24 protein-coding genes are annotated in these 23,791 nt (G+C 59.5%); 13 read left to right on the top strand and 11 right to left on the bottom strand.

Going from position 1 to position 23,791, the window contains the following annotated elements; translation table 11 throughout:
• Positions 1-199 precede the first annotated feature (199 nt).
• Together FMN63_RS17355 and ftsH are read left to right on the top strand one after the other, a co-directional pair.
• The gene (locus FMN63_RS17355) at positions 200-1,888 is read left to right on the top strand and encodes an ABC transporter permease (RefSeq protein ID WP_148585352.1); all 1,689 of its coding nucleotides are present in this window, start codon (positions 200-202) and stop codon (positions 1,886-1,888) included.
• A 107-nt stretch (positions 1,889-1,995) separates the two neighbouring features.
• Entirely contained in the window at positions 1,996-3,822 is a 1,827-nt protein-coding gene (gene ftsH, locus FMN63_RS17360) for an ATP-dependent zinc metalloprotease FtsH (RefSeq protein WP_148585353.1), read from the top strand.
• A gap of 219 nt (positions 3,823-4,041) precedes the next feature.
• Here the strand turns inward: ftsH and FMN63_RS17365 are convergent, their stop codons facing one another.
• Positions 4,042-4,671, bottom strand: coding sequence for a CoA transferase subunit B (locus FMN63_RS17365; RefSeq protein ID WP_148585354.1), 630 nt, complete (start codon positions 4,669-4,671; stop codon positions 4,042-4,044).
• A gap of 13 nt (positions 4,672-4,684) precedes the next feature.
• Positions 4,685-5,380, bottom strand: a complete 696-nt coding sequence (locus FMN63_RS17370) for a CoA transferase subunit A (RefSeq protein WP_148585355.1) — start codon at positions 5,378-5,380, stop codon at positions 4,685-4,687.
• 298 nt (positions 5,381-5,678) lie between these two features.
• Here FMN63_RS17370 and FMN63_RS17375 point away from each other — a divergent pair, with 298 nt between their 5' ends.
• The gene (locus FMN63_RS17375) at positions 5,679-5,924 is read left to right on the top strand and encodes a DUF6460 domain-containing protein (RefSeq protein ID WP_148585356.1); all 246 of its coding nucleotides are present in this window, start codon (positions 5,679-5,681) and stop codon (positions 5,922-5,924) included.
• Positions 5,925-5,934: 10 nt separating this feature from the next.
• Here FMN63_RS17375 and FMN63_RS17380 read toward each other — a convergent pair whose 3' ends face one another.
• The 8 genes from FMN63_RS17380 to FMN63_RS17415 form a co-directional block, all read right to left on the bottom strand.
• Complete coding sequence (locus tag FMN63_RS17380; RefSeq protein WP_148585357.1) at positions 5,935-6,876, bottom strand: GNAT family N-acetyltransferase; 942 nt, start codon at positions 6,874-6,876, stop codon at positions 5,935-5,937.
• The gene (locus FMN63_RS17385; RefSeq protein WP_148585358.1) at positions 6,866-7,099 is read right to left on the bottom strand and encodes a hypothetical protein; all 234 of its coding nucleotides are present in this window, start codon (positions 7,097-7,099) and stop codon (positions 6,866-6,868) included. The genes FMN63_RS17380 and FMN63_RS17385 overlap by 11 nt, the downstream gene beginning before the upstream one ends.
• Positions 7,096-8,250: a GNAT family N-acetyltransferase gene (locus FMN63_RS17390; protein WP_148585359.1), complete on the bottom strand. Its 1,155-nt coding sequence runs from the start codon at positions 8,248-8,250 to the stop codon at positions 7,096-7,098. Before FMN63_RS17390 ends, FMN63_RS17385 begins: the two co-directional genes overlap by 4 nt.
• A 161-nt stretch (positions 8,251-8,411) precedes the next feature.
• Positions 8,412-9,236 (bottom strand): ABC transporter permease, encoded by an 825-nt coding sequence (locus FMN63_RS17395; RefSeq protein WP_148585360.1) that lies wholly within the window; start codon positions 9,234-9,236, stop codon positions 8,412-8,414.
• Entirely contained in the window at positions 9,233-10,162 is a 930-nt protein-coding gene (locus tag FMN63_RS17400) for an ABC transporter permease subunit (RefSeq protein ID WP_148585361.1), read from the bottom strand. Before FMN63_RS17400 ends, FMN63_RS17395 begins: the two co-directional genes overlap by 4 nt.
• Positions 10,163-10,171: 9 nt before the next feature.
• Complete coding sequence (locus FMN63_RS17405) at positions 10,172-11,329, bottom strand: ABC transporter ATP-binding protein (protein ID WP_148585362.1); 1,158 nt, start codon at positions 11,327-11,329, stop codon at positions 10,172-10,174.
• Between the two features lie 77 nt (positions 11,330-11,406).
• Positions 11,407-12,501 (bottom strand): polyamine ABC transporter substrate-binding protein, encoded by a 1,095-nt coding sequence (locus tag FMN63_RS17410; protein ID WP_148585363.1) that lies wholly within the window; start codon positions 12,499-12,501, stop codon positions 11,407-11,409.
• A 147-nt stretch (positions 12,502-12,648) separates the two neighbouring features.
• Positions 12,649-14,037: a glutamine synthetase family protein gene (locus FMN63_RS17415; RefSeq protein ID WP_148585364.1), complete on the bottom strand. Its 1,389-nt coding sequence runs from the start codon at positions 14,035-14,037 to the stop codon at positions 12,649-12,651.
• A 183-nt stretch (positions 14,038-14,220) separates the two neighbouring features.
• Between FMN63_RS17415 and FMN63_RS17420 the strand changes: the two genes are divergently transcribed.
• The 9 genes from FMN63_RS17420 to FMN63_RS17460 all read left to right on the top strand — a co-directional run bounded on the left by FMN63_RS17420 (position 14,221) and on the right by FMN63_RS17460 (position 22,238).
• Complete coding sequence (locus FMN63_RS17420; protein WP_162855046.1) at positions 14,221-14,913, top strand: GntR family transcriptional regulator; 693 nt, start codon at positions 14,221-14,223, stop codon at positions 14,911-14,913.
• 151 nt (positions 14,914-15,064) lie between these two features.
• The gene (locus FMN63_RS17425) at positions 15,065-16,471 is read left to right on the top strand and encodes a glutamine synthetase family protein (RefSeq protein ID WP_148585365.1); all 1,407 of its coding nucleotides are present in this window, start codon (positions 15,065-15,067) and stop codon (positions 16,469-16,471) included.
• A gap of 31 nt (positions 16,472-16,502) precedes the next feature.
• The gene (locus tag FMN63_RS17430) at positions 16,503-17,897 is read left to right on the top strand and encodes an aspartate aminotransferase family protein (protein ID WP_148585366.1); all 1,395 of its coding nucleotides are present in this window, start codon (positions 16,503-16,505) and stop codon (positions 17,895-17,897) included.
• A gap of 83 nt (positions 17,898-17,980) precedes the next feature.
• Positions 17,981-18,358, top strand: a complete 378-nt coding sequence (locus tag FMN63_RS17435; RefSeq protein ID WP_148585367.1) for a hypothetical protein — start codon at positions 17,981-17,983, stop codon at positions 18,356-18,358.
• A gap of 79 nt (positions 18,359-18,437) precedes the next feature.
• The gene (gene mbfA / locus FMN63_RS17440; protein WP_148585368.1) at positions 18,438-19,421 is read left to right on the top strand and encodes an iron exporter MbfA; all 984 of its coding nucleotides are present in this window, start codon (positions 18,438-18,440) and stop codon (positions 19,419-19,421) included.
• Between the two features lie 160 nt (positions 19,422-19,581).
• Positions 19,582-19,974, top strand: a complete 393-nt coding sequence (locus FMN63_RS17445) for a YciI family protein (protein ID WP_148585369.1) — start codon at positions 19,582-19,584, stop codon at positions 19,972-19,974.
• Complete coding sequence (locus FMN63_RS17450) at positions 19,943-21,187, top strand: RNA polymerase sigma factor (protein WP_148585370.1); 1,245 nt, start codon at positions 19,943-19,945, stop codon at positions 21,185-21,187. Before FMN63_RS17445 ends, FMN63_RS17450 begins: the two co-directional genes overlap by 32 nt.
• Before the next feature lie 141 nt (positions 21,188-21,328).
• Entirely contained in the window at positions 21,329-21,712 is a 384-nt protein-coding gene (locus FMN63_RS17455; RefSeq protein WP_148585371.1) for a VOC family protein, read from the top strand.
• A gap of 124 nt (positions 21,713-21,836) precedes the next feature.
• On the top strand, positions 21,837-22,238 hold the full coding sequence (locus FMN63_RS17460) for an MAPEG family protein (protein WP_148585372.1): 402 nt from the start codon (positions 21,837-21,839) through the stop codon (positions 22,236-22,238).
• Positions 22,239-22,262: 24 nt separating this feature from the next.
• On the opposite strand, the gene FMN63_RS17465 is transcribed toward FMN63_RS17460, so the two are convergent.
• Complete coding sequence (locus FMN63_RS17465; protein ID WP_162530061.1) at positions 22,263-22,961, bottom strand: MipA/OmpV family protein; 699 nt, start codon at positions 22,959-22,961, stop codon at positions 22,263-22,265.
• 430 nt (positions 22,962-23,391) lie between these two features.
• On the opposite strand from FMN63_RS17465, the gene FMN63_RS17470 reads away from it, so the two are divergent.
• A complete protein-coding gene (locus FMN63_RS17470; RefSeq protein ID WP_162530062.1) occupies positions 23,392-23,775 on the top strand; it encodes a TetR-like C-terminal domain-containing protein in 384 nt (127 codons plus the stop codon).
• The last annotated feature ends 16 nt before the right edge of the window (positions 23,776-23,791 follow it).

Here is a 23,791-nt window from a genome sequence, read left to right on the forward strand (position 1 = left end):
GCCTCACCCGTCTGCTACAGCCAGTCCCCCTCCCCTTGCCCGGGAATATTGGGCGAAGGCCTCGAAACATTACGAGGCCTCTCGTTTCATCGGCCAGAACTTCTCAAAAAGTGCCGACAGGACCAAAGGCTGGCTTTTGCATTTTCCTCCAATTGCCTATAGAGCTTCCTGCGAACCATTCTCAAAGAAATGACAGGCCTTGCTGCGCACGCCCTCCCTCACTGTTGCTGACCGTTTCTGGCAAATCGCATCGCTGACGATCGCCGCGCTGGTGCTTATGCCAATGGCAGCAATCGTGTGGATCGCGTTGACGCCCACTGGCGAGGTCTGGGGCCATCTTCTGACAACGGTTCTGCCGGGCTCTCTGCAGACAACGTTTCTGCTGATGCTGGGCGTCGGCCTCACCACGGGCATTACCGGCGTTGCCACGGCCTGGCTGGTAACGATGTGCAATTTTCCGGGCAGAAAGGTGCTCGACTGGGCCCTCCTCGTGCCTCTTGCCGTGCCGACCTACATCGTCGCTTTCGCCTATGTCGAAGTGCTCGATTATACGGGACCGGTGCAGAGCATGATCCGTGCGATTTTCGGCTTCAAGACGTCCAGAGACTACTGGTTTCCCGAGATCCGCTCGCTCGGCGGCGCCATCTTCGTCATGGGCGCAGTGCTCTACCCTTATGTCTATCTGACGACCCGGGCGAGCTTCCTGATCCAGTCCGCCTCTACGCTGGATGTTTCCCGCACCCTGGGGGCTTCGCCCTACGGGCTCTTCTTCCGCGTCGCCCTACCGCTGGCACGGCCTGCCATTGTCATCGGCATATCGCTCGCCTTGATGGAATGCCTCAACGATATCGGCGCGGTGACATTCTTCGGCGTGAAGACGCTGACCTTTTCCGTCTATGACACCTGGCTGCACCGCTCGAGCCTCGGCGGAGCCGCTCAGCTTGCGCTGGCAATGCTGGTGATGGTGTTCTTCCTGCTGTGGCTGGAACGGTTCGGGCGGCGCAAGCAGCGCTTCGACAGCGGCGGCGGCTCCAAGCACCGACCTCCGACACGCTTCGAGCTCGGCCGCTGGCAGGCTGCGCTTGCCTTGCTGTTGTGCCTGACGCCCGTCTTTGTCGGTTTCGTTGTACCCGGCCTGTTGCTTGCGGACCTCGCCAGTCGGCGGCTGGAGAACTTCTGGGACAGCGGCTTTCTGGATGCCGTCTGGAACAGTCTGAGCCTTGCCGCCATTGCTGCGTTTATCACCGTGCTGATTTCCGTTGCCCTTGCCTATGCCCTGCGCCTCAACCCCAAAGGCCCGCTGAAAGTCGCCGTCCGGCTCGCCTCCATCGGCTACGCCATCCCGGGCACCGTTCTGGCCATCGGCATTCTTGTGCCACTCGCGGGTTTCGACAATTTTCTCGACGCCCGCATGGAAGCCTGGTTCGGCATCAATACCGGGCTATTGCTGCTGGGCAGCGGCACCGGCCTGGTGTTCGCCTATGTGGTTCGATTCCTCGCCGTCTCCTATGGCCAGGTGGAAGGCGGGTTTGGCCGGATCACGCCGCATCTCGACATGGCCGCACGCACGCTCGGCCGCAATAGCGGGCAGACCCTGACGCAAATCCACCTGCCGATCCTGAAGCCGGTGCTTTTGTCCGCGGCCCTCCTCAGTTTCGTTGATTGCATGAAAGAGCTGCCGGCCACCGTGCTGCTGCGCCCATTCAACTTCGAAACCCTGGCAACGACCGTGTTCGAGGCAGCTTCGCGCGAAGCGTTTGGCGAGGCGGCCTTGCCGTCTCTTGCGATCGTCCTGGTCGGTCTGATCCCGGTGATCTACCTTGCCCGCTCCAGCGCATCGTCGTTCCGTACGCAAACTTCCAGACGGCAGGTTGAGCCGGCCGTCTGAACCGGCCAGTCAGAACCGGCAGTCCTGCCGTCCCGCGCCCTTGACAGCATCCGGGCGAACCGCGTCAATGGCGACACAATTCACATAGACAGCAGGACGATCCCTCAATGGAAAAGAAACACCAGATAAACCTTTGGTACGCCTTCATCGCCATGATGCTGGTGCTGATGTTCCAAAGCTGGTGGACCACCTACAGGACCGTTGAGCAAATCCCATACAGCCAGTTCGAACAGTATCTCAAGGATGGAAAGATCGAGGAGATCGCCATCAAGGAGAACTATATCGAAGGCAAGTTCAAAGCCGCGCTCAAGGACGGAAAGCAGTATTTCGTCGCCACCCGCGTCGAGGTGCCTCTCGCCGACGAACTCAGCAAATATGACGTGAAATACACCGGCGTCGTCCAGAACACCTTCATTCGCGACATCCTCTCCTGGGTGCTGCCGGTGCTGCTGCTGTTCGGTCTCTGGATGTTCTTCATCCGCCGTTTTGCCGAGAAACAGGGCATGGGCGGCATGATGACGGTGGGCAAGTCCAAGGCAAAGGTATTTGTCGAAAAGGACGTGAAGGTCCGGTTTCAGAATGTCGCCGGCGTGGATGAAGCCAAACGGGAACTGAAGGAAATTGTCGACTTTCTGAAGGAGCCGACATCCTACGGCCGTCTGGGCGCACATGTGCCCAAGGGCATCCTTCTGGTCGGCCCTCCTGGCACAGGCAAGACGCTGCTTGCCCGGGCCGTGGCAGGCGAGGCCGGTGTGCCGTTCTTCTCGATCTCCGGTTCGGAATTCGTGGAAATGTTCGTCGGTGTCGGCGCGGCACGTGTGCGTGACCTCTTCGAGCAGGCCCGCAAGGCCGCGCCCGCCATCATCTTCATCGATGAGCTGGACGCGCTCGGCCGGACGCGTGCGGCCGGTCCCATGGGCAGCAACGACGAGAAGGAACAAACTCTCAACCAGCTCCTGACCGAACTCGACGGGTTCGACCCCTCCAGCGGCATCATCCTTCTGGCGGCTACGAACCGGCCCGAAATCCTGGACGCTGCCCTCCTGCGCGCCGGGCGCTTCGACCGGCAGGTGCTGGTTGACCGGCCGGACAAGATCGGCCGGCGGGCGATCCTCGACGTTCATGTGAAAAAGATCAAACTGGCCGCCGATATCGATCTCGACCAGGTGGCCCAGCTTACGGCCGGTTTCTCCGGCGCCGATCTTGCGACGCTGGTGAACGAGGCCGCCCTGCTGGCAACACGGCGGCAGGCCGACGCCGTCACACTTCTGGACTTCAACGAAGCGGTGGAGCGTGTCGTCGCCGGGCTGGAGAAGCGCAGCCGGATCCTGTCCGACAAGGAACGCAGGACCGTCGCCTTCCACGAAATGGGTCATGCCCTGGTGGCCGCAAATCTGGACGGTTGCGACCCTGTGCACAAGATCTCGATCATCCCGCGCGGCATAGGCGCCCTCGGCTACACGATGCAGCGGCCGACTGAAGACCGTTTCCTCCTGTCTTCACAGGATCTGGAAAACCGCATGGCCGTTCTGATGGGCGGCCGGGCGGCGGAGGAGATCGTGTTCAACGAGATCTCCACCGGTGCCTCCGACGACCTTCAGAAAGTGACCGAAGTTGCCCGCGACATGGTCATGCGCTACGGCATGGATACCGATCTGGGCAATCGTGCCTATTCCACCCAGCGTCAGAACTTTCTTGGGCAGCCCTCCGGAGACGTTGCCGAGGTTTCCGAGGAGACGCAGAGGGAAATCGATATCGCCATCAAGCAACGGGTGGAAGTTGCCTTTCAGCGGGCCAAGGACCTCTTGAACAGCCATCGCAAAGAGCTTGACGAAGGCGCCACGATGCTGCTCGCGAAGGAAACGCTGACCGACCAGGACTTCCCCGCAATCCGCCCCATTGGCGAACGCCGGAAGAACGAAGCGGCGGAATAAGACACTTGCAGCCTGCCGCTTGAGACTTCAGGCGGCAGACGGGCTGCCGTCTTCCGGTCCCGTCTCCGCGGCCGGACGGTCTGGACGATTGGGCGACTTTGAAGGTGTTGAACGACAGACGCTGAAGATGCGCCGGGATGCCCCTCTGCGGGTATGAAAAAAGGTGCCTGCACGGTTGCAGGCACCTTTTCTTGAACGACACTGACGACCGTAACGGTCTTAGCTCACGATTGTCGCCTGCGTCTTTTCCTTGACTTCGTCCAGCGTTACGTCCTCGGCGAGTTCAACCACCTTCAGGCCGCCGTCGACAACATCGAAGACACCGAGATTGGTGATGACGCGGTCAACACATTTCACGCCGGTGAGCGGCAGCGAGCACTCATTCAGAAGCTTGGGGTCGCCGGCTTTCGAGGTGTGATCCATGATCACGACCACGCGTTTGACACCGGCGACGAGGTCCATGGCACCGCCCATGCCCTTGACCATCTTGCCCGGGATCATCCAGTTGGCGAGATCACCGGCTTCTGACACTTCCATAGCGCCCAGGATCGACAGGTCGATATGACCGCCGCGGATCATGCCGAAGCTGTCGGCAGACGAGAAATAGCTGGTCTGCGGCAGTTCGGTGATGGTCTGCTTGCCGGCGTTGATGAGGTCCGCGTCGACCTCGTCATCGGTCGGGAACGGGCCCATGCCAAGCATGCCGTTTTCCGACTGAAGGGTCACGTGAACGCCGTCCGGAATATAGTTGGATACCAGGGTCGGAATGCCGATGCCCAGGTTCACATAGAAGCCGTCTTCCAGTTCCTGCGCGGCACGCTTTGCCATGTCATCACGAGTCCAGGCCATGATGTTATCTCCCTCAGGCTGCGCGCGTGGTGCGCTTTTCGATACGTTTTTCGTGTTTGCCGACGATGATGCGGTCGACGAAGATGCCGGCGGTGTGGATGTTATCGGTATCAAGCTCACCGATCTCAACCAGCTCCTCCACTTCCACCACACAGGTCTTTCCGGCCGTCGCCATCATCGGATTGAAGTTGCGCGCGGTCTTGCGGTAGATCAGGTTGCCTTCCTTGTCGGCCTTCCAGGCCTTGACCAGCGATACATCGGCCACCAGGCCGGTTTCCATGATGTAGGTCTCGCCGTTGAAGTCCTTGTGTTCCTTGCCGTCAGCAATCAGGGTGCCGACGCCGGTCTTGGTGTAGAAGCCCGGAATGCCAGCGCCACCGGCGCGGATGCGCTCGGCCAGCGTGCCCTGCGGGTTGAACTCAAGCTCAAGCTCACCGTTGAGGTACTGCTTTTCGAAAGTCGCGTTTTCACCGACGTAGGACGAAACCATCTTCTTGATCTGGCGTGTCTGCAGCAGAAGACCGAGGCCAAAGTCATCAACACCGGCATTGTTGGAAATGGCGGTGATGTCCTTGGCTCCGGAATCCCGGAGCGCCACAATCAGATTTTCCGGAATGCCGCAGAGGCCGAACCCGCCGGCCATCACCGTCATGCCGTCAAAGGTCAGCCCCTCAAGGGCGGCCTTTGCGTCCGGATAAATTTTGTCCATGTTTCACTCCCGTTTAAGACCGCTATGTGCGTGAAGCGCACATTCGCCGCTAGGTTCGACCGGGTCAAGAGCTCTTTCCCGCGTTGCAGCGAAAAACATGACTGGCTCGTCACTTAATCGGTTTGCGCCGCGTTGCCCGCCTCCAGACCGCCGTTGCCTCACGGCTCTGCGCAGTTTCCGGCAAGTTGTTTATGGTTTGTAAATTCTTAATGGCAAGAATTGGACATCGTCCGTGGGGTGTTATCGCCACCCTGCCTACCACCGGATACCTAGAACCTACTGAAAGACTTCACGCACAGTGTTCCCGTTTCTGTCGACATTCTTCAAGATCGCGGTCATCTCGCTGCTCGTCGGCGCGGGTCTTTCCTTCGTGAACATCACTGCACAGGACATTCTGGGCTCCGTCGGCATGAGCCCTCTGGAACTCTGGATCTATATGCTGGAGTTTCGGGACTGGGCCATTCCCAACATGATCCTGGGCGCGTTCATCGTCGTGCCGATCTGGCTGGTCATCTATCTGATCCGGCCACCCCGGGCGGGATAACGGTTGCCGGTCAGGCTGTCTGGCTGTTTTTCTGATGCTTCAAACGATCAAGGGTTGCCCTGAAACTTCGTTTGGCCTTCAGGGCCGTGATTGCTGCCAAGCCTTTGACCGTGAGCGGCAAAAGCAAACGCCGCGTTGACTGTTCCTTGGCGCCAAACCTGCTTTTGTACGCCTGCAGCCCGGTGCCGAAACCATAGAGCCGAATGTTGTTGTCCCGCGCCCAGTAGATGGATTGAACGAGTGCCACCATGCCAGGCGAAAACCGCTGCCATTGTTCCGGGCCGATTGAAATCAAGATACCGGTTGCGCATCCATCTTCCACCAGCAGGGCCGTCACGGCGACAATGTCACCGCCCGACATCAGCGCCAGAACCTTGAGAGGATTTTCACGTCCCGCCCGGGCCGCCAGGGCGAGATAAAAATTCTCCCGATTGTCCTGCTTCAAGGAGTTCGCACGACCGAGCGCTTTGAACCGCTCCGCCCTGTAGACCATCAGGGTTTCGAGTATTTTCACTCGCTCTTCAGGGGTCGTCGCCTCGACCAGTTGCACGCCTTCACTTTGAAGCTTGCGAAAGTTGACCCTGGTCTTCTTGTAAATTCCTTTCCCGGAGCTGGCTCCGGCCGCGAGCAACGCCTCGGCATCAAGGTAAAGACTGGAACTTTCCACTGTCGCTTTTGGATGCAGGAAGAAGGGATTGCGAGCGCTGCCTATCGACGCGTGCAGTTTCTTGATGTCCACCACATCCGCGTCCGGAATGGCCTCGATCATTGCGGACATGACTGCCTGCACCGTTTCATCGCCTTCGCTTGCGATCGCAGCGCTCAAAACCGGGCCGTTGTGGTCCGCCACGCCAAGGTCGGGCGTCGAGGCGACACGGACCGGACCTTTCCGGAAGCGGATGATCGGCAGCAATGCAAGCGGGTCCGGCAAGCCCGGGCGATTAGGCGGCAAGGATCCCGTATGTGTCACAGACCTCGGGTGCCATTTCCTGAAAGAAGCACTCGACGAATTGCGGGGTTTGAAAAGCCGAGCATCGCGCTCCGCCGGGAAGAGACGCCCAGAGCGAATGCAAAAGGTCCGCGTCGGGCTTCTCGTGCCAGACAACACGGATTTCGTGCCCGGCCGTCTGGCCGCGGACCGTCTCGTTTCCCGGCGAGACCGACCTATCGTTCACGTCTGCATCCCATTCCTGCGCAACGCGATCTGGAGCACGTTCTGGGCGGCACGATGCGCATCCCGGGCACCGACAAACAGGCGTCCGCGTGTGCTCAAAGGCATGAGCAGGCGGTGAGAGGGGTGTTCCTCACCACCGAACCGTTGCTTGTATTCCTGCTGACCTGTGCCAAAGCTGAACCAGCGCGCACCTGTCTCGTAAGCTCGTTGTATCGCCTTGGCAAACAGTACCATGCCCGGCGAATAGGCGTGCCATTTCTGATCGCCGATGGACACCAGGACAGCAGTCGCCTGCGCCCCCGTCATCATCAGCACCATGGCAGCCACGGTCTCTTCTCCCTGCTTCAGCGCCAGGGTCTTGAAGGGCGTCGACGATGCCTCCATCGCCGCAAGGCGGAGATAGAAGCCAGAGCGGTCTTCCCGCTCCAGGCTATCGTCCCGTCCGAGCTGGCGGAACCGTTCCCTTCGCTGAGCGGCCAGGGTCCTGAACAGGTCAACACGTTCTTCGGGTGTTACCGCCTCGACCAGCGTAACGCCTTCGCTCACAAGCCGGCGGAACTTGGAACGGGTCTTCTTGTAGATGGACTTGCCGGACCAGTTGCCAGAGGCATTCGCGCTGTGAAGATCGAGAACAAGTGAGCTGTTCTGCGAGATCGTTTCCGGCAGGCAACTTAACGGATTTTCCAGGGTATCGACCCGGTGGTGCAGCTTGTGGATATCGACGATGTCGGCATCATCTATACGCTCCAGAAAGGCCCGGATCATTTCCGCCCGGCACTGTGCGGAGAGCCCGCAGCCAGCGCCAAAGGCCGGCGCATTCTGATCAGCCAGACCAAAGTCCGGCATGCCGACGACCCGGATGGGGCCCCGCTGAAAACGCGCAAGCGGCAACAACATCAAGGGAGGTTCGCTTTCGCCCGGTTCCGCAAAAACGCCGACAGAAAATCCACTGGCTCCTGTCGTCAGCTTGCTTTCCTGAAAGGCCGCGAGAAATTCCGGCGTCTGAAACGGCGTCGATACCACGCCGCCTTTCAGGGAAGCCCAGAGACTTTTCATTTCCGAAAGCGTCGGGGCCTTGATTTCACGAACCTTGATCCGGGATACAGCGCTGCTTTCCAGAGCCAGCAGCTGCTCTGTTTCACGCAAAGCCATCACTCGCAATACCCCAATACACAACCACCAGCCCAGGCACACCAAATAGGTGCACCAACCGCCTGTTATATAGGCATGGTTTTGTTAAAAATCAGTATTGTAGGCAGCCTCTTCGAGGCGTTCGTGGGTCGCTCCGACGCGCATCTTTAGGCCGTCAGTCTTCAGCCTTCCGCGCCGAAAGCGGCCCGTTCATCCCTCTCCTTTTGCGTTTGCTGGCGTTTGGTGGCGATCGAGGCAGCGATCACGCCCATGGTGACAAGAGCAACAAGGATGGTGCAGACCGCATTGATTTCCGGCGTCACGCCCAGCCGCACCTGGGAATAGATCTTCATCGGCAAGGTGGTGGCGCCCGGCCCCGTGGTGAAGCTGGCGATCACCAGATCGTCCAGCGACAGAGTGAAGGCCAGCATCCAGCCGGCGATGACACCGGGCAGAATGATCGGCAAGGTGATCAGGAAGAAGGTTTTGACCGGCGGGCACCCGAGATCTTCCGCAGCCTCCTCTATGGATTTGTCGAAACCGACCAGGCGTGACTGCACCACGACGGCCACATAGCAGCTTGCAAAGGTTGTATGCGCCAGCATCACGGTCCAGAACCCGCGGGAATAATCCATGGCCACGAAAAGCAGAAGCAGTGACAGGCCAAGGATCACTTCGGGCATCACCAGCGGTGCGAAGATCATGCCGGAAAACAGCGACCGGCCGACGAACCGCCCGGACCGCACCAGAACAAGCGCAGCGATTGTGCCGATGATCGTCGCGAGGGTCGCCGATACAAAGGCGACGCGCAGGGTCACCCAGGCCGCATCGAGCAGTTGATCGTTCTGCAGCAGCGAAGCGTACCATTTGGTAGAGAAACCGCCCCAGACGGTCACCAGCCGGCTTTCGTTGAAGGAATAGATCACCAGCAGCACAATGGGCAGATACAGGAACGAAAAGCCCGCCACGAGCGAGGTGATGTTGAACCAGGTCGGACCGCGCGTCATCCTTCTCTCTCCGCCATTTTCTGCTGCTGGTTCTGGAAGAGCACGATGGGAATCACCAGGATCAGCAGAAGGATCACGGCGACCGCCGACGAGACAGGCCAGTCGCGGTTGTTGAAAAATTCCACCCAGAGCGTCTTGCCGATCATCAGCGTGTTGGAACCGCCGAGAAGATCCGGAATGACGAATTCACCCACTGCGGGAATGAACACCAGGAAACATCCGGCGATGACGCCGGGCAGCGACAACGGCAACGTGATCTTCCAGAAAGCCTTCCACGGGGGACAGCCAAGATCCTCCGCGGCTTCCAGCAGGCTGCCGTCCAGCCGTTCCAGGCTGGCGTAAAGAGGCAGGACCAGGAACGGCAGGTAGGAATAGACGATGCCGATAAAGACCGCGATGTTGGTGTTCATCATCACCAGCGGCTCGTCGATGATGCCGAGCGTCAGCAGGAGCTGGTTGAGAAGACCTTCGTTTTTCAGGATGCCGATCCAGGCGTAGACGCGGATCAGAAAGCTGGTCCAGAACGGCAGGATCACCAGCATCAGCAGCGTCGGGCGCATCGATTGCGGACTGCGCGCCATGCCGTAGGCGATCGGATAGCCGATGATGAGCGTCAGCAGCGTTGAGATGGCTGCGATGACGACCGACGACAGATAGGATTTCCAGTAGAGGTCGTCTTCGGTCAGCCAGACGTAGTTTTCGAAGGAGAACTCCGAAACACTGTCCCAGATGCCATTCCAGCCCTCCGCCAGATCGAAGGTCGGCACATAGGGTGGAATGGCAACCGCCACCTGGGACAGGGAAATCTTGAAGACGATCAGAAACGGCGCCAGAAAGAAAATCAGCAGCCAGACATAAGGCACCGCGATCAGCAGCCAGCCACCGAGTGTCCGTTTGGGTTGAGCGGGAACGTGCAGCTCTGACATCGCTTCCTCCTACCCTTTCAGAATGACGCCGGCGTCCCGGTCGAAAGACATGACGACTTCGTCATCCCAGGTGATCGGGTTTTCGACCATGCGCGAGACATTGGCGAAGGTGGCCCGCAACGTGTCCTTGTCGTTGTCGCCGACCTTCGAATGGATGATGGACATGTCTCCCAGATAAGCGATATCCCAGACGACGCCGTCGATCCTGTTGGGCAAACCCTTTTCACGGCGCCCCTGTGCAATACGCACCTTCTCCGGACGAATGGCATACCAGACCCGGTCGCCCACGGCGGCGTCGGTTACCTGATCGCTATCGATGGTGAAATTATCCGCAACCGAGCGAAGCTTGGTGCCGTCTTCCGATTTCTCGGTGACGTTGGCTTCGATCAGGTTGATGTCGCCAATGAAATCGGCAACGAACTTGGAATTGGGAGCTTCGTAGATTTCGGCCGGGGTGTCGACCTGCACCAGTTCGCCCTTGTCCATGACGGCGATCCGGTCGGCAACTGTCATGGCCTCTTCCTGGTCGTGGGTAACGATCAGGAAGGTCATCTTCAGTTCTTCCTGAATGTTCATCAGTTCGAACTGGGTTTCCTCGCGTAGCTTGCGGTCGAGGGCGCCGAGCGGTTCATCGAGCAGGAGAACCTTCGGGCGCTTGGCAAGCGAACGGGCGAGCGCGACGCGCTGGCGCTGACCGCCCGAGAGCTGGTGCGGCCGGCGTTTGGCAAATTGTTCCAACTTGGTCAGCCGCAGCATTTCAGCAACGCGTGCATCGACCTCAGATGCCGGAAGCTTGTCCTGCTTCAGACCGAAGGCGATATTCTTTTCAACACTCATATGCGGGAACAGCGCATAGGACTGGAACATCATGTTGGAGGGACGCTTGAAAGGCGGAATTCCGGCAAGATCCTGACCATCCAGAAAGATCTGTCCGGTTGTCGGCGTCTCGAAACCTGCCAGCATGCGCATCAAGGTTGTCTTGCCACAACCCGAACCGCCGAGCAGTGCGAAAAACTCGCGCTCGTAAATCTTCAGAGACAGATTGTTGACCGCAGTGAAGTCGCCGAACTTCTTCGTGACATTCCGGAATTCGATAAACGGTGCTTTTTCCGGATCATCCCACGGGCTGTACGCCCGACGAACCGGTCCAATCGATTTTTTCGCCAAAACAATCTCCCACCCCTAAGAGACCCGAGGAAACAAAAACGCCGGACCCTTGGAGGGGCCCGGCGGTTCGCGTTCGCTTACTGACCGCTCTTCACCTTGGTCCAGGTGCGGGTAACAATCCGGTTCACCTTCGGCGGATATGGGGTGACGGTGTAGAGGTTCTTCACCGCTTCCTCGGGCGGGTAGATTGCCGGATCGCCGATCACGTCCTCGTTGAGGAATTCCTGCGAGGCCTTGTTGCCGTTGGCGTAGTAGACCACATTGGAGGCCTTCGCCATGACTTCAGGACGCATGATGTAGTTCAGGAACTCGTGCGCCTCTTCCTTGTGCGGCGCATCCGCCGGGATCGCCATCTGGTCGAACCACATCAGCGCCCCCTCTTTCGGGATCGAATACTCGACGGTCACGCCGTTGTCGGCTTCCGCCGCACGGTCACGGGCCTGCAGAACATCACCGGACCAGCCGACCGCCAGACAGATATCGCCGTTGGCGAGCGCATTGATGTATTCGGACGAGTGGAACTTCTGGATATAGGGGCGCACCGACATCAGCAGCTCACCCGCCTTCTCGATTTCCGCCGGATCCTTGCTGTCCGGGTCAAGGCCCAGATAGTTGAGCGCGGCCGGGATCAGCTCGGTCGGAGCATCCAGAATGAACACGCCGCAATCCTTCAGCTTCTCGATGTTCTCCTTCTTGAACAGGAGATCCCAGCTGTCCACCGGCGGGTTGTCGCCGAGGGCGGCTTTCACCTTTTCGACATTATAACCGAGACCGGTCGTGCCCCACATGTAGTTGATGGAGTGCTCGTTGCCCGGATCGTATTTGTCGACACGTGCCTCGATGTCCTTCCACATGTTGGACAGGTTCGGCAGTTTGGACTTGTCGAGTTCGGAGAAGACGCCTGCCTGGATCTGGCGCGCCAGGAAGGTTCCGGTCGGGACCACGATGTCGTAGCCCGTGCCGCCTGCCAGCAGCTTGGTTTCCAGAACCTCGTTGCTGTCGAACACGTCGTAGACGACCTTGATGCCGGTTTCCTTGGTGAAGTCTTCCAGAATGGTTTCGTCGATGTAGTCGGACCAGTTGTAGACATTCACGACCTTGTCCTGGGCGAGTGCAGCACCGCTCATCAAGCTGAGAATGGCTACCCCGGTCAACATGGATTTCAATGTCATTTAAGAACTCCCCTCAGAGTTTTGTCAGTGGCCTATTGGCGGCCTAGTGCCTTATTTCAAATGGACATTTGCGCTGTTGGCGTCTTGTCTGTCCTGCAGGTTGGCTACGGCGCCGGTTTTTGTCCAGCGTCGATTTTGAGCAGCCGATCACAAATAGGTCTGTCGCTCAAGCGACGAAATCTCCCGCCCAAATTCGTTCAGTTCCTCCCGTTTGATCTCGGTCAGCACCTTGTGCATTTCCTTGCCGACTGCCTGTTTCATCAGCTTTGAGGCTTCGAAAGCATCAATCGCCTCGTCCATCCAGGGCGTCAGGCGTTTCTTGCGCTTCTCATAGGCGTTGCCAGTCACAGGAGCAGGCGGATCCTTTTTCAGCCGGAGGCCTTCCATCATCCCGGCAAGAACGCCGGTGAGCACGAGGTAGGGATTGGCGTCGGCGCCGGCGATCCGGTGTTCGACACGGGCCGCTTCCGGTGTCGAGGCCGGAACGCGCAAGGCCACGGATCGGTTGTCGTATCCCCAGCAGATGGAAGCCGGCGCATAGGAGCCCGGCTGCATCCGGCGGAAGCCATTGAAGGTCGAGATGAACAGCAACAGGGATTCCGGCATCGTCTTCAAAAGACCGTTGATGGCATAGCCCAACTTGTCGGCGCCGGTATCCGGGTCAGCGAACAAATTGCCGTTTTCGTCTTCCATGGACACATGCACATGCATGCCGTTGCCAGGCCATTCCACGAAAGGTTTGGCCATGAAGGAGGACTTGAGTTCGTGCTTGCGGGCAACCCCGGCGACGAGGCGGCGCAGCATGACGACATCATCGGCAGCCAGCAGCGGGTTGCGGCGATGATGCAGGTTGAGTTCGAACTGGCCGGGCGCGGCTTCGGAAACCGCCGCATCGGCCGGAATGCCCTGGATTTCGCAGGCCCGGCGCAAATCGTCGACCACCGGCAGCAGGGCTTCAAGGTCCGACAGGGCATACATGTTCTGCCTTGCGGGGCCCAGATGCGTGGAGAACAGAGGTTTGGGCTGCTCGGTCCAGTCGCCGTCGCTCTCCTCGAAAAGATAGAATTCCAGTTCGAAGGCGCAGGTCGCCGTCACGCCGAATTCGTCCTTCAGGCGGTCGACCATGTTTTCCAGAACGTGACGCGGATCGGCCAGGAAGGGATCGCCGTCCCGGTCATACATGGACAGAAGCACCTGCGCGGTTTTGCGGTCGGCCCAGGGCACCAGTTTCAGCGTTTCCGGGATCGGCCAGCAGACACCGTCCTTGTCACCCGTTTCCAGATGCATTCCGGTGGCCTCGACCTCACGGCCCCACACATCCAGCCCGTAGAGCGAATAGGGAAAGGCAACGCCGCCCTCGAACACTTTTTCCAGCGCCTTGCCCGGCAGCCACTTGCCGCGCAGCACGCCGTTGGTATCCGGCAGAATGACCTCGAGCGTATCGAGATCTGGATGAGCAGCCATGAAGGCCTCGAAATCCGTCTTCCAGCCGGGCAGCGCCGGATGCTCGAGGATCTGGTGGGGAAGCTCGTTCATTTAGAGTTATTACGCCCCTGCGTCTTGCTGGACTGGCCATCCGCACTCATGCGGCAGGCGGCAGCTTTTGTTTGCGTCCTTTTTAAAAATGTGATCACTTTCTGAAAACCCTGTCAAGCAGGATCGTGTAATTCATCGTTTGACTTTTCCGGGAGAATGTCTTTGGCCCTTCGGCGATCCGCCATGCAATCCGGCCCCGTGAAGGCGGCAAGTGACCCCTCGACGTCTCGCGGCGCGACCCGCCAGCAGGTCGATAACGCCGTGCGGTCCGGGATGCTGACCGGCCGGTTCATACCCGGAAAAGCCGTGACGATCCGGGGCCTTGCAGCAGAACTGGGCGTCAGCCCGATGCCTGTACGTGAAGTGCTGCAACGGCTGGCAGCGGAAAACGCCCTCGAAGTCAAACCAAACGGCCGGGTGCAGGTGCCCGACATGACCCCTGCCCGCTTCGACGAGGTGTTAAGAGCCAGGACTCTTCTGGAGCCTGAACTGGCGGAATTGGCGCTTCCGCACCTCACATCTCGGGATGCAAAGGACCTTCAATCGATCGATAACGACATCGACGAGCGCCTGACCAGTGGCGATGCCGAGGCCTATATGCGGCTCAATCACGCCTTTCATTTTCGTATCTACAGGGCGTCCGGCTCCAAGGTTCTTCTGCCGCTGACCGACAGTCTGTGGCTGCAGTTCGCGCCGTTCATGCGCACGGTCTACGGCCGGGTCGGCACCGCCAGCCTGGAGGACCGGCACAAGGAAGCCATCCGGGCGATTGAAAGGCAGGATGCCCCTGCCCTGCGGGCTGCCATTGCGGCCGATATCGCCGACGGCATGGGCCTTCTGGGCAAGGAAATCCTGTCGGATGCATCAGGCGGTTGATCCTTTCCTCAAGCCGTGCCATTTTGTGATCACAAAATGATTTCTCCGATCCGGAGCAGCCCTTCGCAGACAGGTACTTGATCACGCCCCTGTTTGCCGTCCAAATGGCGTTCCCTGCCCCGGCCCGAGTGCCAAACCATTGGAGCTTCTTGTGACTGCTGAAACGCCTGCCAGCGAAAGCGAAAACCCGGTCGATAGCCTGCGCGGCGTCCCGGACGTCGACGCCGCCCGTGACTGGCTCAACGCGCGCAACATCCAGGACATCGAGTGTATCGTGCCGGACCTTGCCGGTGTTGCCCGCGGCAAGATGATGCCGACCGGTAAATTCTTCTCCGGCCCCGTCATGACGATGCCCGCGTCGATCTTCGCGCAAACCATTTCGGGTGATTATCCGGATGACGACGACTGGTTCCAGCACAATCCCATTGACGGCGACCTCTATTTCAAACCCGACTACAGCACCCTGACCACGGTGCCCTGGGAAAGCGACCCGACCGCGCAGCTCATCCACGATGCTGTTACCCGCCAGGGCGAGCCGGTTGAAACCGCGCCGCGCAACGTGCTGAAGCGCGTTCTCAAGCTCTACGAGGACAAGGGCTGGGAGCCGGTGGTGGCTCCGGAGATCGAGTTCTACCTCGTCCGCCCGAACACCGATCCCGACTACCCGCTGGAACCGCCCCGGGGCCGATCCGGCCGGCCGGAAGTCGGGCGTCAGTCCTATTCGATTTCCGCGCTGAACGAGTTCGACGACCTGATCGACGACATCTACGACCTGTCGGAACAGCAGGGCCTCGAGATCGACACCATGATCCACGAGGAAGGCGCGGCGCAGATGGAAATCAACCTGCGCCACGGCCAGCCGCTGGCCCTGGCCGACCAGGTGTTCCTGTTCAAGCGCACGATCCGTGAAGCCGCGCTGCGGCACGAAATGTATGCCACCTTCATGTCGAAGCCGATGTCGAACCAGCCGGGTTCGGCGATGCACATCCACCAGTCGGTGATCGACAAGGAAACCGGGCTCAACATCTTTGCCGACGAAAACGGCGAGGAAACCCCGGCGTTCCTGTCGTTCATCGCCGGTCACCAGCGGTTCCTGCCGCGGGTCACCTGCATCATGGCGCCCTTCGTCAATTCCTACCGCCGGTTCTCCAAGACCTCGACCGCGCCGGTAAACGTCTATTGGGGCTACGACAACCGCACGGTTGGCCTGCGCGTGCCCTATTCCAACGCCCAGGCCCGGCGACTGGAAAACCGTGTGCCGGGGTCCGACGTCAACCCGTATCTCGCCATCGCCGCAAGTCTTGCCTGCGGGTATCTGGGCATGGTCCGCGGTTTGAAGCCTGATTCTCCGAAGTCCGATGACTGTTCGGAGCGGTCCAAGTCCCTGCCGCGGGGCTTGCCCGAGTCTCTCGCCAAGTTCGAAAAATCCGAAGAAATGATCGAGGTGTTCGGCGAACAGTTCGTCGCCACCTACCGAGCGATCAAATACGAGGAATTTGAAACCTTCATGTCCGTGATCAGTCCCTGGGAGCGGGAATACCTGCTGCTCAACGTCTGATCCCGTCTGTCACTATCCGGAGCGTTCGCCAATGACGGCCCATTCCAACATCTATCCGACCAAGGCCCTTCAGGAACTCGATGCCGCCCATCACTGGCATCCGTTTTCCGACATGAAGTCGCTGAACGAGGAAGGCAGCCGGGTGATTACCCATGCCGACGGCATCTGGCTGACGGATTCGGAGGGCAACCGTATCCTGGACGGCATGGCTGGTCTGTGGTGCGTTCAGGTGGGCCATGGCCGCAAGGAAATTGCGGACGCCGTCTACAAGCAGATGAACGAGCTGTCCTATTACAACACGTTCTTCAAGACGACCCATCCGCCTGCGATTGCCCTTTCGGAAAAGCTGGCGAAACTGGCGCCCGATCACATCAACCGGGTGTTCTACTGCTCGTCAGGCTCCGAGGCCAACGACACCGTGTTCCGCATGGTCCGCACCTATTGGGACAAGATGGGGAAACCGGACAAGAAGGTGATCATCGGCCGTTGGAACGGGTATCACGGCTCCACGCTTGCCGGCACCAGCCTGGGCGGCATGAAGGGCATGCATGAGCAGGGCGACCTTCCGGTTGCCGGCGTCCATCACATCGACCAGCCCTACTGGTTCGGTGAAGGCCATGAGATGAGCCCGGAAGAGTTCGGTGTCTTTGCAGCCCGCAAGCTGGAACAAGCCATCGATGAAATCGGCGAAGACAAGGTCGCGGCCTTCATTGCCGAACCGATCCAGGGTGCGGGCGGTGTCATCATTCCGCCGGAGACCTATTGGCCCGAAATCCGCCGCATCCTCGACGAGCGCGACATCCTGTTCGTTTCCGACGAGGTCATCTGCGGGTTCGGCCGTCTCGGCGAATGGTTCGGCTCGACCCACTACGGCATGAAGCCGGACCTGATGCCGATCGCCAAGGGCCTGACCTCCGGTTATCTGCCGATGGGTGGTGTCATGGTGTCCGACCGTGTGGCCGAGGGCCTGATGCTGTCGGGCGAGGAGTTCTACCACGGCTATACCTATTCCGGTCATCCGGCCTGTGCCGCGGCAGCCCTCGCCAATCTGGAGATCATCGAGCGCGAAGGCCTGGTCGAGCGCGTCAAGACCGATATCGGCCCTTATCTCAAGGAACGCTGGCTGAAGCTGGGCGATCATCCGTTGATCGGCGAAGCGCGCATGACCGGCCTTGTCGGTGCGCTGGAACTGGTACCGGACAAGAAAAACCCGCACCGGCCGTTCAAGGACGTCGGCACCGCTGGCACCATCTGCCGCGACATTTCCTTCGGCAACGGCATGGTCATGCGGGCAGTGCGCGACAGCCTGATCATCTCGCCGCCGCTGGTCCTGACCCATGAAGAAGCGGACATTCTGGTAGAAACCGCCGAGAAGACCCTCGACGAAGGCTATCAGGCGCTGAAGCGCGACGGCTGGCTGGGATAAGCGGCACACCGAACGCCAGCAACCAAGGTCAAAGCCCGGCTGCGATATTGCGGCCGGGCTTTTTCATTCAGTTCAGGCCTGCAATGGCGTTCAACCGCTTCATGACATCGTCGTCCAGCTTGAGGCTGGCGGCAAGGCTCATCATCTCGACGTCGAGCGCGGCCGCCGCGATCGGGCTGGCACAGGCCGGTCATGGATTCGTACATACGTTCCGAAACTGGCTGGAGCCGCATTTCGAATCCGGAACCCTGATGCCGGTGCTGACTGACTGGTGGGTGGAGTTCGATGGTCCGCGCCTCTATTTTCAAGCCGGTTCATGCCAAGCCCGTTGCGTGCCTTTGTCGACTACGTTGGCAAACAGCGTGCTTCCTGCCCTGATTAGCAAGAGCAGCCCCCTGGCGGATACAACCGATGCGGGGTACATGCGTCATCATGGCGCCTGTCGGAACCTGCATTCTTGACTTTCAGGTCTTGCCATTCTCCCTCGCAGGAGCTTGAGTTGAAATATCTCAAGCACGGCGCATTTAAGGAAAAACCTTTATGCTCAGACGGTTCTTCACGCTGCGAAAACGGGATTTCTCGTCCCTTTCGGAACAGGAAATCCTGGCGCTCGCGATTTCCTCCGAAGAAGACGACGCCCGCATCTACAAGTCTTATGCCGATGGGCTGCGCGATCAGTTTCCGCAATCGGCCAAAGTCTTCGATGACATGGCGGAAGAGGAAAACCAGCACAGGCGACGGCTGATCGAACAGCACCGGGCCCGGTTTGGCGAAACGATACCGCTCATTCGCCGGGAGCATGTGCGTGGCTATTATGATCGCAAGCCCGACTGGCTCGTGCGCCCGCTTGGGCTGGAAAAGGTCCGGGCGATGGCAGAGGACATGGAAGCGCAGGCCTACCGCTTCTACATCGAAGCAGCCAAGCGCACGTCGGACGCAGGAACCCGCAAGCTTCTGGGTGACCTTGCGGTGGCCGAAAAAGGGCATGAAAGCCTGGCCCAGCGCCTTGGCGAAAAATACACGCCCGAAGACGTACAGGAGCAAGAGCGCCAGACAGAACGCCGGCAATTCATCCTGACCTATATCCAGCCGGGCCTTGCCGGCCTGATGGACGGGTCGGTGTCGACACTGGCCCCGATCTTTGCCGCCGCCTTCGCAACGCAGGACACCTGGCAGACGTTCCTCGTCGGGCTGTCGGCCTCCGTCGGGGCGGGTATTTCCATGGGTTTTACGGAAGCAGCCCATGACGATGGCGTCTTGTCCGGACGCGGATCACCGCTCAAACGCGGTCTTGCTTCCGGCATCATGACCGCGCTTGGCGGCCTCGGGCACGCCCTGCCCTATCTCATTCCACAGTTCTGGACAGCGACAAGCGTCGCGGCCGTCGTCGTTTTCTTCGAATTGTGGGCGATTGCCTGGATCCAGAACCGCTACATGGAAACACCGTTCCTGCGGGCCGCCTTTCAGGTTGTGCTTGGCGGTTCTCTGGTCTTTGCCGCAGGTGTGCTCATCGGCAACGCATAGGCAGTGGGTGGGAGCACCCGTTTCCAGAACGAACGGGTCTCCTTCCGGACAGCAAGGGTGAGGCCGGCGGGCAAATTTTCTCTTTTTTTGGTCCGGCTGTCGGCTAAGCTCGCACCTGAACGTTCCTTGGGTATCAATCCAGGGAACCGGAGGGACCGACATGCTGTTTTCCGTATTGATTTATGCCAGTGAAGATTTCATCGACGCTCTGCCACCGGAAGAGCTTGCCACCATCTATCAGAAACACGGCGCTTTTCACGAACACACCAAGACGAACAAGTCCTTCGCCGCTGCCACCAGACTGATGTCGACGGGAACATCCGTCACCATCAACAAGAACAACGACGACTTTGTTGTTACCGATGGGCCCTTTGCGGAGACGAAAGAGCAGTTCATGGGCTTTTACCTGATCGACTGCCCGACACTGGAAGAGGCAATCGAGGCGGTGAAGATCCTGCCGCTCGATCATGGCCGCATTGAAATCCGCCCGGTGCAGTTCTTCGAGGGAGCTGATTTCAAGAATGCCGAGCGCCTGGTTATCAACGCATCTTAGGGCAGCCCGCCCGCGTGTGCTGGCGGCTCTCAATCGCGTCTTCGGCGACATCGACCTTGCCGAGGACGCGTTTCAGGAGGCCTCACTCAGAGCCCTCAAGGCCTGGTCACCCGACCAGTTGCCGGGCGATCCCGTCTCCTGGCTGATCGTCGCAGGACGCAATGCCGGCGTCGATGCCTTGCGCAAACGCAAGAGGGAAACGCTCACGGCACCGGACGATCTCGTCCCGCTTTCAAAGGGCCCTCATCCGGAAGATGACCTGACGCAGTCACTGGATCATGCTGTCTACCGGGACGACATTCTGCGCCTTCTGTTTACCTGCTGTCACCCGGTACTGCGCCGGGACCAGCAGATTGCCCTTTCGCTGAAAATCGTCGCCGGTCTCACGGTCGAGGAAATTGCCCGTGCGTTCCTTGTCCAGCCCAAGACCATGGAACAGCGCATCACGCGGGCCAAGAAGCGGCTGCAGGCAGCGAACCTCACTTATGAAGAACCGGACAGGACCGCCCGTTCCGAACGGCTTTCAGCCGTTGCCAATGCCATCTATCTGATCTTCAACGAAGGCTATTGCGCATCGCAGGGAGAAGAGCTGATCCGGGAACCTCTGTGCGAGGAAGCGATCCGTCTTGCCCGCCTGATCGTCCGACTTTTTCCCGAAGAACCGGAACTGCGCGGGCTGCTTGCCCTGTGCCTGATCCAGCATTCCCGCCGCAGCGCGCGGCTCAGTGAGGATGGCAGTGCCATTACGCTGGAAGATCAGGACCGTTCGCTCTGGGACCGGACACTGATCGCGGAGGGCAACGTTCTTCTTGAAGCTGCCCTGCGCAAGGCGCGACCCGGGCCCTTTCAGATCGAGGCGGCCATCGCCGCGACGCACACCCAGGCAGCCACCTATGAACTGACCGACTGGGCGGAGATCGACCGGCTCTACCGGGCACTGCAACATATCGGGCCTTCGCCTGTTGTCGCGCTCAACCGCGCCGTGGTCCAGGCAAAGCTGCAAGGACCGCAGGAGGCGTTGTGCAGTCTGGAAAAGCTTTCGGGTTCTCTGGAGCGCTACCCGAATTTCCATGTTGTGCGCGCCACGTTTCTGCAAGACCTGGGCCGGTACGAAGAAGCTCTGGCGGGTTTTCGGACCGCGCTGGACTTTGCCGGTACCGATGTCGACCGCGCCCACATCCTCAAGAAGATGAGCGGTCTTCACAGAAAGTGACCACGTCACCAGCTATCGCTGCCTGAGACCAAATCCGCCCAGAAGATTTTTTTGCAGCTCCTGTCGGATCGCTCCCTTCCCCGCCGTCCTCTGATCACCTGGCTCGACCAGGCGACCTGTTCAACGATGAGGACGAAAGACATGAGCACTCCGTCGCAAACCCATGGCGCATTCAGCTGGATGGAACTTCACTGCGCCGATGGCGCCAAGGCACAGGCCTTCTATTCCGGCCTGCTCGGCTGGGGAACGAAAACCGTGGATGTGGGTGTCGGCCCCTACACGATGATCCTGAACAACGAGGAGATGATAGGTGGCTTTCCTGCGATGGAAACCGACACCCCGCGCTGGCTGCCCTACGTGACAGTCGACAATGTCGATGCGCGTGTCGAAAAGGCGCGCGGCCTCGGTGCAACGGTGGCAATGGAACCGATGGACGTTCCAAACGTCGGCCGCATGGCGACGATCATTGATCCGCTCGGCGGTGTCATCGCGATGATCAAATACAGTGAGCCCGCCGACGCATGAATGCGCCTGGCGGTTGACACATGACGCCCCGCCCCTCAGCCGCCCCGGCCTTGCGCCGGGGTTCGCCTGATGGCGAGCAACCCGCGTCCGTCTTTCGACAGGACTTTCCCGAAGGAATTCCCTTATGCAACCGATAACTTTTCTGCCGGTGACGGCTCTCTTTGTTGCTGTGTTTGCCTTGCTGCAGGTGCCTATGACCGTGGCCGTCGGCCTCCGGCGGGCCAAAAGCGGTGTCCAGTTTCTGGATGGAGGTGATGAGACCCTGATGAGGCGCATGCGGGCGCACGGCAATTTTACGGAAACCTCGCCGATGAGCCTGCTGGCCATGGGCACCGCGGAGCTTGCCGGAGCACCGGGGATGTTGCTCTGGTCCGTCGGCGGCGCCTTGCTGGTCGGCCGCATTCTGCATTACGGCACGCTGGTCACGTCCGGTTTCGGCATCGGTCGGGCCATCGGCATGATCCTGACGCTGGCATCGCTGGTGATCTTTCCGGTTTATGTGCTGGCACAGTTTTTCCGTCAGTAAACGGTGAGCCGTGCCCACTGGCAGTCAGAACTTGTACCAGAGAAAGAGGCCGCCATGGCCGTTCAGCGCTTCGCCGCGATCTTCGACAATCGGGCTGTCGGCCATACTGCCGAGAAGCACCGAGCCGCCAACGAGACCACCCACGCCCCAGTGTTCGGTAACCGCGAACCTTGAGGACACATCAACGCTTACATCCCGGAAGCCGGCGTCGGCCTTGTATTCCTTAAGGCCACTTGCGGCCGCGCCCTTCGCGGTCACGGAATAATAGGCATCTGCATAGGCCTCGTCGGCAAAGGTCGTCGACACATCGAGGCCAAACGCTAAACGCTGCGTGGCATTGATTTCGTAGCCCAGACTGAAGGTTGCCGTGGTGCCGCTGTCGCCGATCACGTCATGGGCGATGTCGACACTGGCCCCGAGCGAGTCGCGATCCAACAGCAGACCGGCGTAGCCACCGCCAACCGTCCCCCCGACCCACAGTTCCTCGTCGACATCCGGAAGTTTGTCGACGACCTTGTCGGACACATCCTTACGGCCGCTACCGTAACCGATCAGAGGCCCGGCATAAAAGCTCTCGAACGGGAGCACGTTGGCGGTTGCCGTCAACCCGTTGAACTTGACGAAATACGGCCCTTTTTGCACCGACGCGATGATGCCGGGAACGAACCCATAATCCTTTGACCCCAGATACTCCGGGCCAAAGAAGGGGCCGGCGCCGACCAAGACGCTCCAGTCCGTTTGCTCCTCCCCTCTTGCGGGAGCTGTGGCAAGGGCGAGACTTGCAAGGAGGCTAGCGCGCAAATAACAGTTAGACGACATAAGACAACCCTTCTTACTGTGACCCCAGCAATGTTGTCACTGTCTATATATCGAAATTGATGTCGTCAACCGAAAAGTTGACAGTGTCTACTTTGGAGGAAAGAGGCTGAGCGATCCGACCTATCATCACGGAAACCTGAAAGAGGCCCTTATCCAGGCAGGGCTGGACATTCTGCGCGAAGACGGTCTGGAAGCCCTGTCACTTCGGGCCTGTGCCGCCCGTGCTGGCGTGTCCCATGGTGCGCCGAAAAACCACTTCGCCAATCTTGCCGTTCTTCAAGCTGCTATCGCGACGGCAGGCTTCCGACAGTTTGCCGAAACTATGCGTCGTCACATGGCAGATGCGCAAAAAGACGCCCGTTCGCAGATACTTGCCAGCGCACGCGGTTACAGTGCTTTCGCGGAGGAAAACTCGCATTTGTTCCGGCTGATGTTTTCCATGGAACGCCGGATCGACATCTATCCGGACCTTCTGCCGGCCAGCCAGGAAGCCTATGCGGTTCTAAGGGAAGTGTCTGAAGGACTTACTGCGGACAATTGCGAAAATCCGGTGCACCGGACATCCGTGGAGACCATGCTGTGGGCCTTTATTCACGGCTTTGCCAATCTGAAGGCCAATCGGCAGTTCTATACGGCCAATGCAGAAACCGGACGAGACCCGGCGCTGGAAGAGATTTTTCCGCAGTTGCGCTATCTGACTGGAAAGAAAGAAGACTGACGCAGCCGGGTTGGAA

Origin of the sequence: Stappia sp. BW2, from assembly GCF_008107695.1 — a bacterium.
Taxonomy (GTDB): domain Bacteria; phylum Pseudomonadota; class Alphaproteobacteria; order Rhizobiales; family Stappiaceae; genus Roseibium.

Bases quoted from the DNA above. Each gene is read 5' to 3' on its own strand.
- FMN63_RS17395 (WP_148585360.1), bottom strand. From the start codon at position 9,236: ATGACGCGCGGTCCGACCTGGTTCAACATCACCTCGCTCGTGGCGGGC.
- FMN63_RS17410 (WP_148585363.1), bottom strand. From the start codon at position 12,501: ATGACATTGAAATCCATGTTGACCGGGGTAGCCATTCTCAGCTTGATG.
- FMN63_RS17415 (WP_148585364.1), bottom strand. From the start codon at position 14,037: ATGAACGAGCTTCCCCACCAGATCCTCGAGCATCCGGCGCTGCCCGGC.
- FMN63_RS17370 (WP_148585355.1), bottom strand. From the start codon at position 5,380: ATGGACAAAATTTATCCGGACGCAAAGGCCGCCCTTGAGGGGCTGACC.
- mbfA (WP_148585368.1), top strand. From the start codon at position 18,438: ATGCTCAGACGGTTCTTCACGCTGCGAAAACGGGATTTCTCGTCCCTT.
- FMN63_RS17435 (WP_148585367.1), top strand. From the start codon at position 17,981: ATGGCGTTCAACCGCTTCATGACATCGTCGTCCAGCTTGAGGCTGGCG.
- FMN63_RS17420 (WP_162855046.1), top strand. From the start codon at position 14,221: ATGCAATCCGGCCCCGTGAAGGCGGCAAGTGACCCCTCGACGTCTCGC.
- FMN63_RS17400 (WP_148585361.1), bottom strand. From the start codon at position 10,162: ATGTCAGAGCTGCACGTTCCCGCTCAACCCAAACGGACACTCGGTGGC.
- ftsH (WP_148585353.1), top strand. From the start codon at position 1,996: ATGGAAAAGAAACACCAGATAAACCTTTGGTACGCCTTCATCGCCATG.
- FMN63_RS17450 (WP_148585370.1), top strand. From the start codon at position 19,943: ATGCCGAGCGCCTGGTTATCAACGCATCTTAGGGCAGCCCGCCCGCGT.
- FMN63_RS17455 (WP_148585371.1), top strand. From the start codon at position 21,329: ATGAGCACTCCGTCGCAAACCCATGGCGCATTCAGCTGGATGGAACTT.
- FMN63_RS17445 (WP_148585369.1), top strand. From the start codon at position 19,582: ATGCTGTTTTCCGTATTGATTTATGCCAGTGAAGATTTCATCGACGCT.
- FMN63_RS17390 (WP_148585359.1), bottom strand. From the start codon at position 8,250: ATGGCTTTGCGTGAAACAGAGCAGCTGCTGGCTCTGGAAAGCAGCGCT.
- FMN63_RS17365 (WP_148585354.1), bottom strand. From the start codon at position 4,671: ATGGCCTGGACTCGTGATGACATGGCAAAGCGTGCCGCGCAGGAACTG.
- FMN63_RS17430 (WP_148585366.1), top strand. From the start codon at position 16,503: ATGACGGCCCATTCCAACATCTATCCGACCAAGGCCCTTCAGGAACTC.
- FMN63_RS17470 (WP_162530062.1), top strand. From the start codon at position 23,392: ATGGCAGATGCGCAAAAAGACGCCCGTTCGCAGATACTTGCCAGCGCA.
- FMN63_RS17460 (WP_148585372.1), top strand. From the start codon at position 21,837: ATGCAACCGATAACTTTTCTGCCGGTGACGGCTCTCTTTGTTGCTGTG.